The sequence below is a fragment of the Burkholderia ubonensis genome, from assembly GCF_902833085.1.
GTDB lineage: Bacteria > Pseudomonadota > Gammaproteobacteria > Burkholderiales > Burkholderiaceae > Burkholderia > Burkholderia ubonensis.
Map to the genome: position 1 here is coordinate 783,631 of NZ_CADFEB010000003.1, position 15,487 is coordinate 799,117.

At 66.6% G+C, this 15,487-nt stretch carries 12 protein-coding genes; 7 read left to right on the forward strand and 5 right to left on the reverse strand.

Going from position 1 to position 15,487, the window contains the following annotated elements:
* Positions 1-6 precede the first annotated feature (6 nt).
* From HWX31_RS10935 to HWX31_RS10950, 4 genes are all read right to left on the reverse strand, one after another.
* Positions 7-264: a hypothetical protein gene (locus HWX31_RS10935; protein ID WP_059714142.1), complete on the reverse strand. Its 258-nt coding sequence runs from the start codon at positions 262-264 to the stop codon at positions 7-9.
* Positions 261-1,826, reverse strand: coding sequence for an AMP-binding protein (locus HWX31_RS10940; RefSeq protein ID WP_174961719.1), 1,566 nt, complete (start codon positions 1,824-1,826; stop codon positions 261-263). The genes HWX31_RS10935 and HWX31_RS10940 overlap by 4 nt, the downstream gene beginning before the upstream one ends.
* Positions 1,823-3,694: a hypothetical protein gene (locus tag HWX31_RS10945; protein WP_174961717.1), complete on the reverse strand. Its 1,872-nt coding sequence runs from the start codon at positions 3,692-3,694 to the stop codon at positions 1,823-1,825. The genes HWX31_RS10940 and HWX31_RS10945 overlap by 4 nt, the downstream gene beginning before the upstream one ends.
* Positions 3,695-4,025: 331 nt before the next feature.
* A complete protein-coding gene (locus HWX31_RS10950; protein ID WP_174961715.1) occupies positions 4,026-4,739 on the reverse strand; it encodes an autoinducer binding domain-containing protein in 714 nt (237 codons plus the stop codon).
* 852 nt (positions 4,740-5,591) lie between these two features.
* Between HWX31_RS10950 and HWX31_RS10955 the strand changes: the two genes are divergently transcribed.
* The 7 genes from HWX31_RS10955 (at position 5,592) to HWX31_RS10985 (ending at position 13,937) form a co-directional block, all read left to right on the forward strand.
* Positions 5,592-6,218: a TetR/AcrR family transcriptional regulator gene (locus tag HWX31_RS10955; protein ID WP_174961713.1), complete on the forward strand. Its 627-nt coding sequence runs from the start codon at positions 5,592-5,594 to the stop codon at positions 6,216-6,218.
* A gap of 92 nt (positions 6,219-6,310) precedes the next feature.
* Positions 6,311-8,461 (forward strand): TonB-dependent siderophore receptor, encoded by a 2,151-nt coding sequence (locus tag HWX31_RS10960; protein WP_244143720.1) that lies wholly within the window; start codon positions 6,311-6,313, stop codon positions 8,459-8,461.
* Positions 8,458-10,350, forward strand: coding sequence for an extracellular solute-binding protein (locus HWX31_RS10965; RefSeq protein ID WP_174961710.1), 1,893 nt, complete (start codon positions 8,458-8,460; stop codon positions 10,348-10,350). The genes HWX31_RS10960 and HWX31_RS10965 overlap by 4 nt, the downstream gene beginning before the upstream one ends.
* A 6-nt stretch (positions 10,351-10,356) precedes the next feature.
* Complete coding sequence (locus HWX31_RS10970; RefSeq protein ID WP_174961741.1) at positions 10,357-11,415, forward strand: ABC transporter permease subunit; 1,059 nt, start codon at positions 10,357-10,359, stop codon at positions 11,413-11,415.
* 14 nt (positions 11,416-11,429) lie between these two features.
* The gene (locus tag HWX31_RS10975) at positions 11,430-12,533 is read left to right on the forward strand and encodes an ABC transporter permease (protein WP_415493042.1); all 1,104 of its coding nucleotides are present in this window, start codon (positions 11,430-11,432) and stop codon (positions 12,531-12,533) included.
* A gap of 30 nt (positions 12,534-12,563) precedes the next feature.
* Positions 12,564-12,989 carry a GNAT family N-acetyltransferase gene (locus HWX31_RS10980; RefSeq protein ID WP_174961706.1) on the forward strand — a complete coding sequence of 142 codons (426 nt, stop codon included), beginning with the start codon at positions 12,564-12,566 and terminating at the stop codon, positions 12,987-12,989.
* Positions 12,990-13,076: 87 nt separating this feature from the next.
* On the forward strand, positions 13,077-13,937 hold the full coding sequence (locus HWX31_RS10985) for a PhzF family phenazine biosynthesis protein (protein ID WP_174961704.1): 861 nt from the start codon (positions 13,077-13,079) through the stop codon (positions 13,935-13,937).
* A gap of 270 nt (positions 13,938-14,207) precedes the next feature.
* Here the strand turns inward: HWX31_RS10985 and HWX31_RS10990 are convergent, their stop codons facing one another.
* Entirely contained in the window at positions 14,208-15,353 is a 1,146-nt protein-coding gene (locus HWX31_RS10990) for a helix-turn-helix transcriptional regulator (protein WP_174961701.1), read from the reverse strand.
* Positions 15,354-15,487 lie beyond the last annotated feature (134 nt).

Here is a 15,487-nt window from a genome sequence, read left to right on the forward strand (position 1 = left end):
GGTCCTTTATGCGTGTACTTTGGCGGCCAGCAGGTTGACGATGTCGCGGCCGGTGCGCAGCTTCGCGAGATCGTCCTCGCCGAATTCCGTGAGCGGCACGCGCGCGGTTTCGCACACGCCGCTCAGCAGCACGATCAGTTCGAGCGACGCGAGGCCGAAGTCGAACGTCAGGTCGTCGTCGAGCGGCAGCGTCGCCGCGTCGGACGCGGGCCGCCCCGCTACTTCGCACAGGTGGCGCCGCACGATGGATTCGATGTCGGTCACGCTTGCCCTCCATAAAGTCGCTCGATTTCGTTCTTGAACGCGCTGAAGATTGCCTTGCGCTTCGGCTTGAACTGCGACGTGACGAAGCGCGTGTCGCCGCCGAACGGCCGCGGCGCGACGAACGCCTTCACGATCCGCTCGTGCGGCGCGAGCGTCGCGTTGAGATCCGCGAGATGCGCGTGGATCGCCGCGTGGTCGGCACGCGCGTGCTGCGGCGAGATCACCGCGACGAGGAACGGCCGGCCCGCGCCGTACAGCACGCATTCCTCGATGCCGACGTGCGCCTTGACCTGCTCCTCCAGCTTGCGGGTATGCACGTTCTTGCCGTTCGCGAGCACGATCAGGTCGTCCGCGCGGCCGAGGATGTACAGGTAGCCGTCGTCGTCGAAGCGCGCGAGATCGCCGGTGCGCACCTCGCCCGTCGGCAGGAAGATCCGTTCGCTCGCGCCGGGCTCGCTGTACAGGTATTGCGTGTTGACCGGCTCGTCCGCGCCGACGATCAGCACGCCGTCGTCGTCGATCCGCGCGCGCTTGCCCGGGATCAGCCGGCCGACGCTGCCCGTGCGCGCCGCGCCCGGATGGTTCTTGGTCACGATGCAGGTCTCGTTCATCCCGTAGCCTTCGAAGATCGGCACGCCCGCTTCGTCGAAGAAGCGCAGCGTCTGCGGGTTCGCCGGCGCGGAGCCCGTCCACAGGTAGCGGATGCGCGGGCCGAGCAGCGCGTCGATCCGCCGCCTGCGCGCGTCGAGGCCGTCGTCGTCCGGCGGCGTGGTCCGTTCGATGCGCTTCTTTATGCCGTCGTAGAAGCCCGGCACGCCCATCACGACCGTCGGCGGCTGCTCGCGCGTCGCCTCGAGCGCGAACTCGAACGGCGCGACGGTCGCGTCGTGCCCGTAGGTCAGCGCCGAATAGACCCAGTAGCGCTGCTGCAGCAGCGACAGCGGCAGGAACACCAGCACGTCGTCGCCGTCGCCGTGCGCGTAGAGCTGCTGGACCGCCGCGAGCGACGCGTCGATGCTGCCCGCGCGCGCCGCGAGCCCCTTCGGCTCGCCGGAGCTGCCGGACGTGAACTTGATCGTCGTGACGTCGTCGCGCGCATACGTCGCGGATTCGAACGGCGGCGCGACCGGATCGACGTCGCGCCCGTTACGTCCATCGCGGCAGGCGCGCACCTGCGCATCGACGAGCGCGCGCAGGTCGCGCGCCGGATCGAACGACGTGGCGCCGTCCGCATAGACGGCGTCGAGCGCGTACTGGTCGACGAGCGCCTGATCGGGCCGGAACTTGCCGAACTCGAAGCCGGCCGTCACGATCCCCGCCTTCAGCGCGGCGAGATCGAGCAGCACCCACGCGAGCCCGTTGCGCGCGACGATCCCGATGCGCGCGCCGGGCGCGAGGCCCCCCGCGCGCAACGCGTGCGCGAGCCGCGCCGCCTGCGCGTCGAGCTGCGCGTGCGTGAGCACGATTCGCCCGCCCTGCTGGAAGAACGTGACGCGATGCGTCGCGCGCTTGCCGCCGTTCGCGGCGACGGTATTGACGACGCTTGCCCTGGACGCCGTCACAGTGCGCCCTCCGTGGCCGTCGCGCGCAGCGCATCGGCCGCGTTCGGCAGCACGTCGCCCGCGAGGTCGAGATAGGTGCCCGCGTCGAATCCGTCGACCGTGAGCCGGCGCGCATCCGGCGTCATCAGGTAGTTGACCAGCGCGGTGTACAGCGCTTCGAGCCACAGCGTGCGGCGGCGCACGCGCAGCATGTCCTCGGTCGAGTATTCGTCGCCTTCCGCGCGCACGACGCGCACGTCGTAGAAGCCGCGATAGCGCCGGCCCGCGATGTTCAGCGGCGGGCGCGACATGTCCGGGCCCGGCACGCGGATCGAGAACTTGACGCGCGCGCGGTTGTGCGCGGCGCGGTGCATGTCCGAATGCGACGAGATGTCGGGCACGAGCGGCGGGTAGTACCAGTGGCGCGATGCGCGGATCAGCGGCCGGTCGAAGTTGCCCGGGATGAAGTGCCAGCGGTTGAACTGCATGCGCTTTTGCACCGAGGTCGCGATCATCGTGCTCTCCGGCTCGCCGAAGCGCGCGATCGTCCGGTGCGACACGTAGGCGGTGAAGAAGCTTGCCGGCGTGAGCGCGTGGATCGTGTCGAGCAGCGTCGTCTCGTCGTACGCGACGAGCTGGCCGATGTCGCGCAGCGAGCTCGACATTCCGTAGTCCGAGCCGGTCGCGAGCACCGCCGATGCGACGGTCTTCTCGATCAGGTATTCGATCCAGCTCGTGACGGCCGTGCTGCCCGCGTCGCAGCGCACGCCCGCGACGTCGCGCGCGATCGCGGCGTTCGCGAGCAGCGCCAACGCGACGTATTCGGGCGGCGAGAATTCGCCGCGCGGCGACACGAACTGGCGGAAGTCGTCGCCGAACTCGCGATACCACTGGTCGTGCGCCTCGGTCGACGCGCTCGAACGCAGGATCCGTTCGGTCTTCTGGAAATTGAGCCCGTAGATCCACCGGTAGCGCAGCCACGGCTTGCCGATCGCGCACAGCGTCTGCTCGCGGATCTTCCGCGCGCGCTCGAACAGGTCGAGCGCTTGCGGCACCGCGACCTCGCACCCGGCGTCCGTATAGGCGGCCGCGAGCCGGTCGAGCCGGCCGACGAGGTCCTGCGCGCACAGCAGCGCGCCGTTGAATTCCTCGAAGCGCACCGAGCGGCCCGACAGGAACAGCGCGTGCAGCGCCGCGACGATCAGCACGTCGTCGTCGCTCCAGGCCGGGTACGGCCGGTCGCGCAACCCGGGCAGATGGCCCTTGCCGCCCTTGCTGTCGATCAGGTTCGTGTAGCGGTCGATCAGCGCGAAGAAGCGGTCGCCGACGTAGAAGCACACCGATTCGACGTGCTCGACGTGATCGATGACTTCCTCCAGCACGCGCGGCAGCTGACCTTCCGCATGCACGCGATCCATCGCGGCGCGCACCTCGGCGAAGCTGCGGCGCTCGATCGCGCGCCACGCGGCGACGCCCGCGTCGATCTCGGCGAGCACGTCGGCGCCGACGGTCACGGTGCCGAGATCGACCCAGCTGTCGTGCGCGTCGTAGGCGACCTTCGGCGCCGCTGCCGGACGGATGTGCAGGCGCCCGAGCGAATTCACGTAGAGCGCGAGCGTCGCGGCGCTGCAGGCGGCAGCCGGCGTATCCGCGTCGATGAGCAGTTCGCGACGGCGCTGCAGCACGTCGAGCGCGGCGCGTTCGTAGGCGCCGAGTGCAAGGCGCGCCTGCTCGACCGGATAGATGCCGCCGTGCGTGAGCGCGTGCCGCGCGACGTCGCCGGCCGGGCGGCCCGCATGCGAGCCGCCGCGCAGGTACTCGGTCATGTCGAACCCGTACAGGCTGTGCGACTCGCGGTCCTGCGTCGGCATGTGTGCTCTGGGGTCCATCGTCAACCTCTCTTCAGGCAAGGAAACTCGATCAAATGACGCGCTCGCCGGATCAGCCGGACAGCACGCCTGCCGGGGGTGTCGTTTCGACGGGATGAAGCGAGGCGAACGACCGATTCGTGCGGACCTTGCGGCAATCGCACCGGACCATTCGCTGGAGTGAGATTTCAGCGCGCGACGTGCGGCGCGACAACTACCAGAGTTAGGAGCTACAACTGTTTGCGCATCGCATGCGACGCTCGTCAAGCGCGCATGCGATGCGGCGGCGCGTGCACAGCGTCGCGGCACGTGCGGCTTCGGCACGATCAGCGGGGAACGCGCGCGCGAAGACTCAGCTCAGCAGCCCGAGCATCGTCGCGCGCACCACGGCGGAGGTCTTGTTCGCGGTCTTGAGCTTCGACACCGCGTTCTTGAAGTGGAAGTTGACGGTATCGACGGAGATCACCAGGATCGTCGAGATTTCGCCCGACGTCTTGCCGTCGGCCGCCCATTTGAGGACTTCGACCTCGCGATCGGTGAGGCCGCGCTCGGTGTCGGGCGCGAGCTTCGGCAGCAGCTTGCCGGTCATCGCGAGATGCGCGGTGCTGACGAGCCAGCGCATCTTGAACTCGTTCTGCTCGAGTTCCGCCGGCGTGATCGGCCCGTTGGAACGCGCGAGCGTCAGCATGCCGGATACGCCGCACCTGTCGAACGCCGATTGCGTCCAGCCGTGCCGCAACCCGTGCGCCTGCGCCTCGCTCCAGAGCTGCGGCGTGGCGGCGAAGCAGGCGTCGCTCCAGACGATCGGCGCCTGGGAGCGGCGCGCGTGCTTCACGGTGGGATCGATGTCGACGTAGCGCGCCTCCCGATAGCGCTTCTGCCACGCCTCCGGATAGTTGTCGAGCATATGGATCCTCGGCCGCGACACCGGCCACGGCATGCGCAGGCCGTATGCGCAGTACTCGTAGCCGAGGCCGCGCGCCGCGTGCTCGATCCAGCCGTAGACCTCCCGTTCGGAACCGGCCTGCTCCAGTCCGGCCAACAGTGCTTCAACCCAGTTTGTCATCTTGGCTCCTGATCGCGTCTCCGGTTGTGCCGGCGCGTCATGCGCGGAGCCGGCGCGTCGCACGGGCACTGCAGCCCGGCCGACGCACGCGCTCCCGGACGGGGTCGCCGTCCGGCCACCATCGAGAAAGGCACACCGGGGACTTTGGTTCGATGGTGGGACTGCTCGATGTACAACGACGACAAGTTTTCGCTTCGACGCGGCGGAATCGGAACAGCCGTCATCCCGTGACCAGCGATCACATGATGTTCCGTCTCGTTTTACGAATTATTTTAAAAGAACGACGAAGACTGTTTTGATTTCCGCCCTCAAAAATAGGGCTTTTGTATTGGAAGTGAATACCCAATGCGACTCAAATTACATTTTTGCATCATTCGCATGCTTCTGAAGCATACCAGAAGCCAAAGCATGGTCTGGAAACGGGATTTTCCGCCGATTCCCAAGAATAATCCGCAAAATAGTTTCGATAACCAAAAAAGTACCTGAGCAATTACGGATTGACCGAATTCTGTCAAGACACGGCCACCGATAACCCGTTTCAAACAGGGTTATTCAGTTAAGCGAGCCTAATTAGTGCTTCGATCAAAATATCGGAGTAAATCATCCGATCAGACCCGAATCGATAATCGGCCGTATTCGGGTTCAATCCGCACCCGTCGCGCACCGCGCCCGCCCGGGCCTCGACGAAAACCGTACAACGCCGTCCGTCACGCAGATAAGCATGTGACACGATGTTCTTGGACACCCCCGACGCCGCTCAATAACATACCGCTCGTACTGTTTCCTTGTTCTTTCCCTGTTCAGCGCAATTCGACGGGGCGCGGCGTGAGCCGGCGCGCCGCACGCCAGACCATGACGAATGCCGTATCGACCACGCCGCCGCGCGCGCGCCGCTCGCAGCACGAGCGCAGCGCGTCCGCCCGCTTCGCGCTGATCAGCGCCACGCTCGATTGCCTGATGGAAATCGGCATCGCGCAGACGTCCATCACCGAGATCTGCAAGCGCGCCGGCCTGTCGCGCGGCGCGCTGCTGCACCACTTTCCGCACAAGAACGAGCTGCTGGTCGCGTCGTACATGGTGTGGCTCGAGGGCAAGCTCGCGACGCTCGAGGCGCGTCTCCAGCCGGCGGCCGGCGTGCGTGACGAAGTGGCGGCGTGGCGTGCGCAGATGAAGGAGACGTTTTCGATGACCCAGGAGTTCTACTGGGCGCTGCGCAATGACCGCGACCTGCGCGAGCGCTTCAACGCCGCGCTGCTCACGCATCCGGTGGGCGACGATGCGAGCAACCACCTGCCGCGCACCCGCATCGACGCGTCGCGCTCGCCCGAGCTCACGCGCTACGTGATCGCGTGCTTCATCCGCGGGCTGTGTTTCCAGGAGCTGTTCGTGCGCGACCAGGCGATTCCCGATCGCGCGTTCGAGCATTTCGTCGACATGCTGCGCGCGTTCCTCGGCCAGCCGGGCGCCGATCCCGCATGAGTTTCCTCCACGGCTGATTTCGATTCGTTCCCGGCCAGCCGGATTCCACCTGAAATATCGCACTCCTATCGATGAAGACAAGAGCATTTCGCATGCGCATGCTTTCCGCCCTGCTGCTGGGCACGGGAACGCTTGCCCTGTCCGTCGCGCACGCCGCCGACGACGCCCCGACCGCGACGCCCGCCGCGCCGAAACCGCCCGCGCAGGACCGCGAGCCCGCCGACGGCAAGGTCCACAGCCTCGCGACCGTGACCGTCAACGGCAAGCGCCGGCATGCGCCGCAGGTGTCGAGCGGCGCGCTCGGCACGCGCTCCGACCTCGAAACGCCGTTTTCCACGCGCGTCGTGAAGCAGCAGGAACTGGAGGACCGCCAGGTCAAGGCGCTCGGCAAGGTCTTCGCGGAAGACGCGGCCGTCCTGTCGCTGGGCGACACCTATTCGTTCAACGCGTATTCGATCAACGTGCGCGGCATCGCGCTCGACGACTACAACGGCTACAAGATCAACGGCCTGCCGTTCTACATGACGACGGTGGAGCTGCCGGTCGAGTCGTTCGAGTCGATCCAGCTCCTCAAGGGCGCGTCCGGCTTCATGTACGGCTTCGGCGCGCCGGGCGGCATCATCAACTTCGTCACGAAGAAGCCGACCGACACCTTCACGTTCAGCGCCGATGCCGGCTACAGCTCGGACGGCGTGTTCAGCGAGCACATCGACACCGGCGGGCGCTTCGGCCCCGACCGCCGGCTCGGCTACCGCTTCAACATCACGCACGAGCAGGGCGGCACCTACAGCGGCTCGTCGGTGCTGCGCAACTCCGAATCGCTGTCGCTCGACGCGCGGCTCACGAACGCGCTCACCTGGACCTTCGACGGCATCTACCAGTCGCGCAAGGTCGCGGGCGGCATCCAGGATCTCACGCTCGATGCGTACAAGGGCGCGAGCCTGCCGCGCGCGCCGAGCGGCCGCACCAACCTGTCGGCCTACGACGACACGTGGTTCAACTCGAACGTCTATTTCCTCGGCACCGGCCTGCACTGGCAGATCGATCCGGTCTGGAAGGCCAGCGTCGACTACAGCCACAGCAAGGACGAACGCAGCTACTCGGGCCAGTGGCTCGGCCTGCTCGACCCGCAGGGCGACTTCGATACGTTCCTCAACCGTGCGCGCGGCTCGTCGATCTACGACCAGGTGCAGGCGACGGTCGAAGGCAGGTTCTCGACCGGCCCGATCGCCCATCAGGTCGTGGCGGGCGTCGCCGAGCAATGGCTCAGCAAGAAGACCGTGCCGAAGTCGCTGTATACGGACATCGGCTCGAACAATCTGTATGGGCCGATCACGACGCATACGTGGAACGGCACCTACGACTACGGCCTGCAGTACGACAACTTCAGTTCGCAGCAGAAATCGGTGTTCGCGAGCGATACGCTCAGCTTCCTCGAGTACTGGTCGTTCCTCGCCGGCATCCGCTACACGAACTACCACCAGTCGTCGCGAACCAGGCCGGGCGCCGCGAGCGCGACCTACACGTACACGCCGATCACGCCCACGCTCGCGCTGATGTTCCGTCCGCGCAGCGACCTGCTGTTCTACGCGAGCTACGTGGAAGCGCTCGAAGACGGCGGCACCGTCGGCCAGACCTACGTGAACGCGAACGAAGTGCTCAAGCCGATGAAGAGCAAGCAGTACGAAGTCGGCGTGAAATTCGACGGCGCGAAGGTCGGCGCATCGGCCGCGCTGTTCCGGATCGAACGCGGCGCCGAATACGGCAACGCGCAGAACGTCTTCGTGTCGAACGGCTCCGAGCGCATCCAGGGGCTCGAGCTGAATACGCGCGTGGACCTGCCGGCCGGCTTGCGGGTCACGGCGGGCGCGTCGTGGATCGCGGGCACCTATACCGAGACCGAAGCCGATCTCGTCGGCAAGCGCATCGAAGGCATTCCGCGCTGGCAGGGCGTGCTGCAGGTCAGCGACCGGATTCCGGGCCTGCCCGGCGTGACGGCCTCCGCCGAGGCGCACTACTTCGGCGCGATGATGGCCGACAGCTTCAACCAGTACACGTTGCCGAGCTACACGCTGTTCAACGCGGGCGTCAGCTACCGGACGACGGTCGGCGGTCACGGCGTCACGTTGCGCGCCGAGGTCGACAATCTGTTCAATCGCCGCTACTGGGGCTTCCTGCAGTCCGGCTACCTCTTCGTCGGCGCGCCGCGCACGGTCACGCTGAACGCGAGGTTCGATCTGTGAGCGCGCTGCGTCGTGCCGCGGCGGTCGCAGCGCTGTATGCCGCGATCGCGACCACGGGCGCGCCTGTCGCGCGTGCGGCCGCCGGTGCGCCCGCCGCCGCCGCGCCGCACTGGCAAACCGTGCTGTCCGCCTTCGACGACGTGCCGCCCGGCCCGGCGTTCGTGCGCTTGCCGTGGGCCGACGCCGAGCCGCCGCGCGACGGCACGCTCACGCTCGCGAACTATGACGCGTTCTCCACCTACGATTCGCTCAATCCGTTCCTGCTGCGCGGCAACCCGGCGCCCGACCTGCTGAACCTGATGTTCGAAACGCTGATGCAGCGCAGCCTCGACGACGTCGACACGCAATACCCGCTGCTCGCCGATCGCGTCGCGCTCGCGCCGGACGGGCGCTCCGCCACCTTCCACCTGAACCCGGCCGCGCGCTTCTCCGACGGCTCGCCCGTCACCGCCGACGACGTGCGCGATTCGTTCGAACGTCTCACGAGCCCGGCCGCGTCGCCTGTCTACAGCAGCCGCTATGCGTCGATCCGCGCGGCGGTCGTCGTCGATGCGCGGACGGTGCGTTTCGAATTCCGCACACCCGGCCGGCGCGCCGCCCTCGCCGCCGGCGATCTCTACGTGTTCTCGCGCAACTGGGCGCGCGCACCCGGCGGCGCGACGCTGACCTTCGATCAGCTCGCGACGGTGCCGCCGGTCGCGAGCGGCCCGTACCGGATCGCGTCGCGCGCGAGCAACCGCGACATCGTCTACCGGCGCGATCCGCGCTACTGGGGCGCGGACCTGCCGGTGCGGCGCGGCATGTTCAACTTCTCGACGGTGCGCTTCCGGCTCTACAGCGATCCGTATGCGCCGTTGCAGGCGTTTCGCGCGGGCGAGATCGACGCGATGTTCGAAGGCAGCGCCGGGCAATGGACGCGCAGCTATGCCGGCCCCGCGTTCGCGAACCGCACGCTCTCCAAGCGCGAATTCCCCGAGCACGGCATCGGCGACATGCAGGGCCTCGTCTTCAACCTGCGCCGCGCGAAGTTCCGCGACCGGCGCGTGCGCGAGGCGATCGGCCTGGCGCTCGACTACGCGTGGATCAACCGCAACATGTTCTACGGCCAGTACACGCGCACCCGCAGCTATTTCGACGACAGCGAATTCGCGGCGAGCGGCGCACCCGGCGCGGACGAGCGCGCGCTGCTCGAACCGTTGCGCGGCACGGTGCCGGCCCGCGTGTTCGGCCCGCTGCCGCCGCCGCCCGATACGTCGGGCCCGGACGGCCTGCGCCGCAACCTCGCGGCCGCCGAGGCGCTGCTCGCCGACGCCGGCTGGCGGTATCGCGACGGCGTGCTGCGCGACGCCGGCGGCGCGCCGTTCACGCTCGAATTGCTCGACGACGGCTCCGGCATGGAACGCATCCTGCTGATCGTCGTGCGCAACCTGCGCCTGCTGGGCATCGACGCGCGGCTGCGCCTCATGGACCAGACCGTCGTCAACGAACGGCTCAAGCGTTTCGACTTCGACATGACCACGGTCGGCTACCGCGCGGCCAGCGTGCCGGGCGCGGAGCTCGAACGGCGCTTCGGCAGCCGCGCGGCGCGCACGCCCGGGTCGGAGAACTACGCGGGCATCGCGTCGCCGGCCGTGGACGCGCTGATCGCGGCCGTCCAGCACGCGCGCGGCAAACGCGAACTGACCGCTGCCGCGCGCGCACTGGACCGCGTGCTGCTGGGCGAGCACGTGATGGTGCCCGAGTGGCACATCACGCATGCGCGGATCGCGTGGAACCGGCGTATCGCGCCGCCCGCGCGCACGCCCCGCCAATACCGCTGGGCCGACTGGGTGATCGGCTGGTGGCATGCCAGCCCCGATGCGGCCGGCGCTGCCGCGCACAAGGAGTGATGCATGATGATCGCGTATATCGGCCGCCGGCTGTTCCTGATGATCCCCACGCTGCTCGGCGTGCTGACCGTCACCTTCGTCGTCATGCAGTTCGTGCCCGGCGGCCCCGTCGAGCAGGTGATGGCGCGGCTGCAACACGCGTCGCCGCATGGCGAGGGCGGCGGTGCAAGCACCGGCGACGGCGGCTATCACGGCAACGAAGGCGTCGATCCGGCGCAGATCGCCGCGATCCGCCACGAGTTCGGCTTCGACGCGCCGCCGCTCACGCGCTACGTGCGGATGCTGTCGCGCTACGCACGGCTCGACCTCGGCCAGTCGTTCTTCCAGCACCGTTCCGTGTGGGCGCTCATCTGCAGCAAGCTGCCCGTCACGATCGCGCTCGGCGGCGCGACGCTCGCGCTCACGTACCTGATCTCGGTGCCGCTCGGCATCGCCAAGGCGCTGCGCCGCGGCTCGGCGTTCGATCTCGCGACGAGCGCCGCGCTGCTCGCGGGCTATGCGATTCCCGGCTTCGTGCTCGGCGTGCTGCTGCTGATGCTGCTCAGCGGCGACCGGTTCCTGCACCTGTTTCCGCTCGGCGGCCTCGCGTCGGACGGCTACGACCAGTTGCCGTTCGCCGAGCGCGCGCTCGACCGCCTGTGGCACCTCGTGCTGCCGGTGACGGCATCGGTCGCGAGCAGCCTTGCGGTGGTCGTCATGCTGACGCGCAACGCGTTTCTCGACGAGCTTGCGCGACAGTACGTGCTGACCGCCCGCGCGAAGGGCGCATCCCGCCGCCGCGTGGTGTGGCGGCACGTGCTGCGCAACGCGCTGATTCCGATCGCCACCGGTTTTCCCGCTGCGTTCGTCGCAGCCTTCGTCGGCGGCAGCGTGCTGATCGAAACGCTCTTCTCGCTCGACGGCGTCGGGCGGCTCTCGTACGACGCGATCGTCGGCCGGGATTACCCGGTCGTGCTCGGCTCGCTGTTCGTCTTCACCGCCGTAAGCCTGCTCGCAAAACTGGCCGGCGATCTCATGTATGCGCTGATCGATCCGCGCATTCACTTTGGCGGCGATGCGCGATGAAACCGTCCACTTCGATGACCGCCGCTTCCCCTGCTCACCCGGACGTTGCCCGCGCGATCGCGCTCCCACAGGCGAACGCGCCCGCCCGCGCCGCCGGCATCCTGCAGCGCTTTCGCCGTCACAAGGTCGGGTTCGCGAGCCTCGTCGTCTTCGCGATCCTGTTCGCCGCGAGTCTTCTTGCCGGCTGCCTCGCCAACGACCGGCCGCTCGTCGCGCGTTACGACGGGCGCTGGCTCTTCCCGGCGCTGCACGCGTATGCCGACCGGCAATTCGGCGGCGCGCTGCCGACCGAGGCCGACTACCTCGACCCGTTCATCCGCGACCAGTTCGCGCGGCCCGGCAACTTCGCGCTCTATGCGCCGGACCACTATCGCTTCGACACCGTCGCCTATCATGCGGCGCGGCCGTTTCCGGCGCCGCCTTCCGCCGAGAACTGGCTCGGCACCGACGCCTTCGGCCGCGACGTGTTCGCCCGCGCGCTGTACGGCTTTCGCAGCTCGATCCTGTTCGCCGCCGCGCTCACGCTGTCGGGCGCGCTCGTCGGCGTGCTCGCGGGCGCGGTGCTCGGCTATCACGCGGGGCGCGTCGACCTGGTCGGGCAACGCCTGATCGAGATCTGGAATGCGCTGCCCGACCTCTATCTGCTGATCATCCTGTCGTCGATCTTCGAGCCGAGCCTGCCGCTGCTGTTCGCGCTGCTCGCCGCGTTCGGCTGGATCACGCTGTCCGACTACGTGCGCGGCGAGTTCCTGCGGCAACGCTCGCTCGACTACGTGCGCGCCGCGCGCACGCTCGGGCTGTCCGACTGGCAGATCATGCGGCGGCACATCCTGCCGAACAGTCTCACGCCCGTGATTACCTATCTGCCGTTCCGGATGAGCGCCGCGATCGTCGCGCTCACGAGCCTGGATTTTCTCGGGATGGGCGTGCCGCCGCCCGCGCCGAGCCTCGGCGAACTGCTCGCCGAAGGGAAGGCGCATCTGGATGCGTGGTGGATTTCGGCGACGGCGATCGGCGTGCTGGTGGTGACGTTGCTGTTGCTGACCTTCATCGGCGACGCGTTGCGCGAGGTGTTCGTGCAGCGCGAGCGGGCGAACGTTGGGGCCGGTGATTTATGATGCTATGCCCCACCCGGAATGTTGCCCTCGATGACCTACACATACACACTGACGGATCACGCGGACGAAGACATTCGCAAGCAGATCGTCGAGCCGCTGGTTCGGTTCAACGAAGCCCAGGCCGGCCCCAGCCACTATCGCCCGCTGGTCGTCATGCTGAGCGATGCGGAAGACAAGGTTGTCGGCGGAATGTGGGGAGCCACGGGTTATGGCTGGCTGTTCACCCAGTTGCTCGTCGTGCCGGACAGCGCGCGCGGCCGGGGCGTGGGCACACGTCTCATGCAGTTGGCCGAACAGGAGGCAATTGCGCGCGGGTGCCACAGCGCATGGCTCGATACGCACGAATTTCAGGCGCGGCCGTTTTATGAAAGGCTCGGGTATGTTTGCTTCGGCGAATTGCCGGATTATCCTGTTGGGCATTCGCGGATTTTTCTGAGGAAGAAGCTGGGTGGATGACTGCTGTATGGATGTTTCCCTCCGACGCGACCAGCCTGTCACCGGTCCCCTGAAGTACGGTGATCGACATACCAACATGAGAGTCGAATGACAACGTACGCCTTCCGCCTGCTGAATGTATTTGCCGAGTCTACGTTCGGCGGCAATCCCCTATGTGTGTTCGAAGATGCGCGCGGCCTTGACGAAGCGACAATGCAGGCGCTGGCCGTGCAGTTCAACCTGTCCGAAACGACATTTGTCTTGCCGTCGGACCGTGCACATGCGCGGGTACGCATCTTCACGCCCGGCCATGAAATGCCCTTTGCAGGCCATCCCACGCTCGGGACGGCGCATGTCGTGCGAGACATGCTTGATGCGGGCGACGATCTCGAACTCGAATTCAAAGCCGGGGTTGTATCCGTCCGTGCAGATGACGACGTATGGACATTCGCCGCGCCGCACGCGGGCATGCCGAAAACGGCCGCTTGCGAGCTTCCCGATGCAAAAGCCGCAGCGCTGCTGGGACTGACGGAGGGCGATTTGCTCGCGTCGCCCATATGGGTCGACACCGGTTCGGATCAACTGCTGGTCGCAGTCAAGGACACCGACGCCGTGCGCCGCGCCCGGCCCGATAGCGCATGCCTCGATATCTGGCCGAAAAGCAGTCTCGGTCGCAAGACGGCCTATGTGTTCGCTTTTGACTCGGACCGCCCCGGGAAGGTGGTCTCCCGCTATTTCTTTGCGAAGGAGGGAGGCGGCATCTCGGAGGACCCGGGTACCGGCTCAGCCTGTGCGAATCTCGGCGGTTGGCTGCTTGCCACCAACCGGCATTTGCCCGCCGTCTTTGAGGTCGAGCAAGGTGAAGCCGTTGGCCGGCCTTGTCTGCTGCGGCTGTCGGTTAGCGCGAATGGCGAGATCGGCGTTGGCGGTCGGGTGATAGAACTCGGACGGGGTGTGATCGACGTTTAGATGCAGACATCCGCCGACAGGCGTTGCATGACAGCAGGCGTCTTTGGGCGCCTGGATGACCGTTTCGCTCCGCTTATCCAGCCATGACTATCGCATTCGAATCCCCCGATCAACCTGACGTGATCGCCGCCGGGGACCGGTTGGCGATTACACGAATGACCCGCTGAGTGTATTCATGCAGAAACGCATCGCAGCCTGAGGCCCGGCTTCGTGCGGACACTGTTCCATTAGCTGGATCGCCTGTGACGAGGCGGAGGCTACATCGCCTCATCAACGCACGATTGGCATGTCCGCGCGAAGAAGCAGCGATACAAGTTCCGCCTGCCGGTGCGTGTCCGTCTTCGCCAGGATCTGCTTCAGATAACCGCGCGCGGTTCCCAGGCCTATGCCCAATTGCGACGCCGCCTCGGCGAGGTCCAGGCCGCGTACGAGCAGCGCCGCAAGCATCGCCTCGCGTCGCGTGAGGTTAAAAGTCGCGACGAGGAAGCTCGGATCAATCTCCGGCGGCTTGGCCGGTTCCATCACGAACAGAATGACCCGTGTGGCCGTACTTATTCCGTTCGGTATTTCCGATGCAGAGACCGGCACTACACGAATGACCAGTGGAAGATGGGGCGAACGGCGCGACACATAGCATTTCAGCGGCGCCCAAGGTCGCGCGACGGCTTCGCTGGCGTCTCGGCCGCCGGCGTTCAAGCGGACCGCCGTTGCAATGGCGTCGTGCAGGCTCTGTGCGTCGGCGGGCGACGCCGCAGTCACTTCGCTGCGTTTGAGCAGAAGCCCGTCGCCGCAGTGCGCCAATGCTTCGGCGCGGCCATTGGCGAAAATCGGGCGCATTCTCGCGTCGAGGAGAATCACGCCAAACTCCAGGCGCGAAATAACTTCGTATGCCTCTTTTGCCCTGAGATCCGCCGCGGCGAGACGATTCTGTACCTGCAGCGCCGTCGTCAGATGCGGCACGATCAATCGGGCGGCTTCGACATCGTCGTCGCTGAAATCGGCCATCCCGAGATCTCGGCCCACTACAAAATAAATGCATCGATCGGGAACAAGCGGCGCGAGCATTCCATAAAATCCACCAGTCGGTCGCACTGCGTCGCAATAGAATTCCGATCGCCGGAACGCCCCATCCGAGACGAACGAAGTCTGGCGCAGCGGCATACCGACCGGAATCGCCTTCACCCAGTTCGGTGGTTGCGTTTCGAATTTCCGTTGCATGCGCCGCGCGTACTCGGCATCAAAGCCGGTCGTGATTGCCGACCAAGGTACCGTCGCTGCCGAAATCCCCAGGAATATTGCCTTGTGCGCCCCGGTCGCCTCGGTGACGGAGATACCTGCGTGTGACCAGCCGTCGGGTGCAAGCGCCGCTTCATAGACATGCCGGATCGCTTGATGAATTGTTTCGACGCGCGTCATGTTTACCGCCCGTCTGAGGACGATTTCCCTCCCAAATGGGAGTGCCGGACGTATTCAATCTGAACGAAAGTATAGGCAAGGGCGTTTCAGGTGCGAAACGCAAAACCCTATACGTTATTGAACAGGACGGGGGA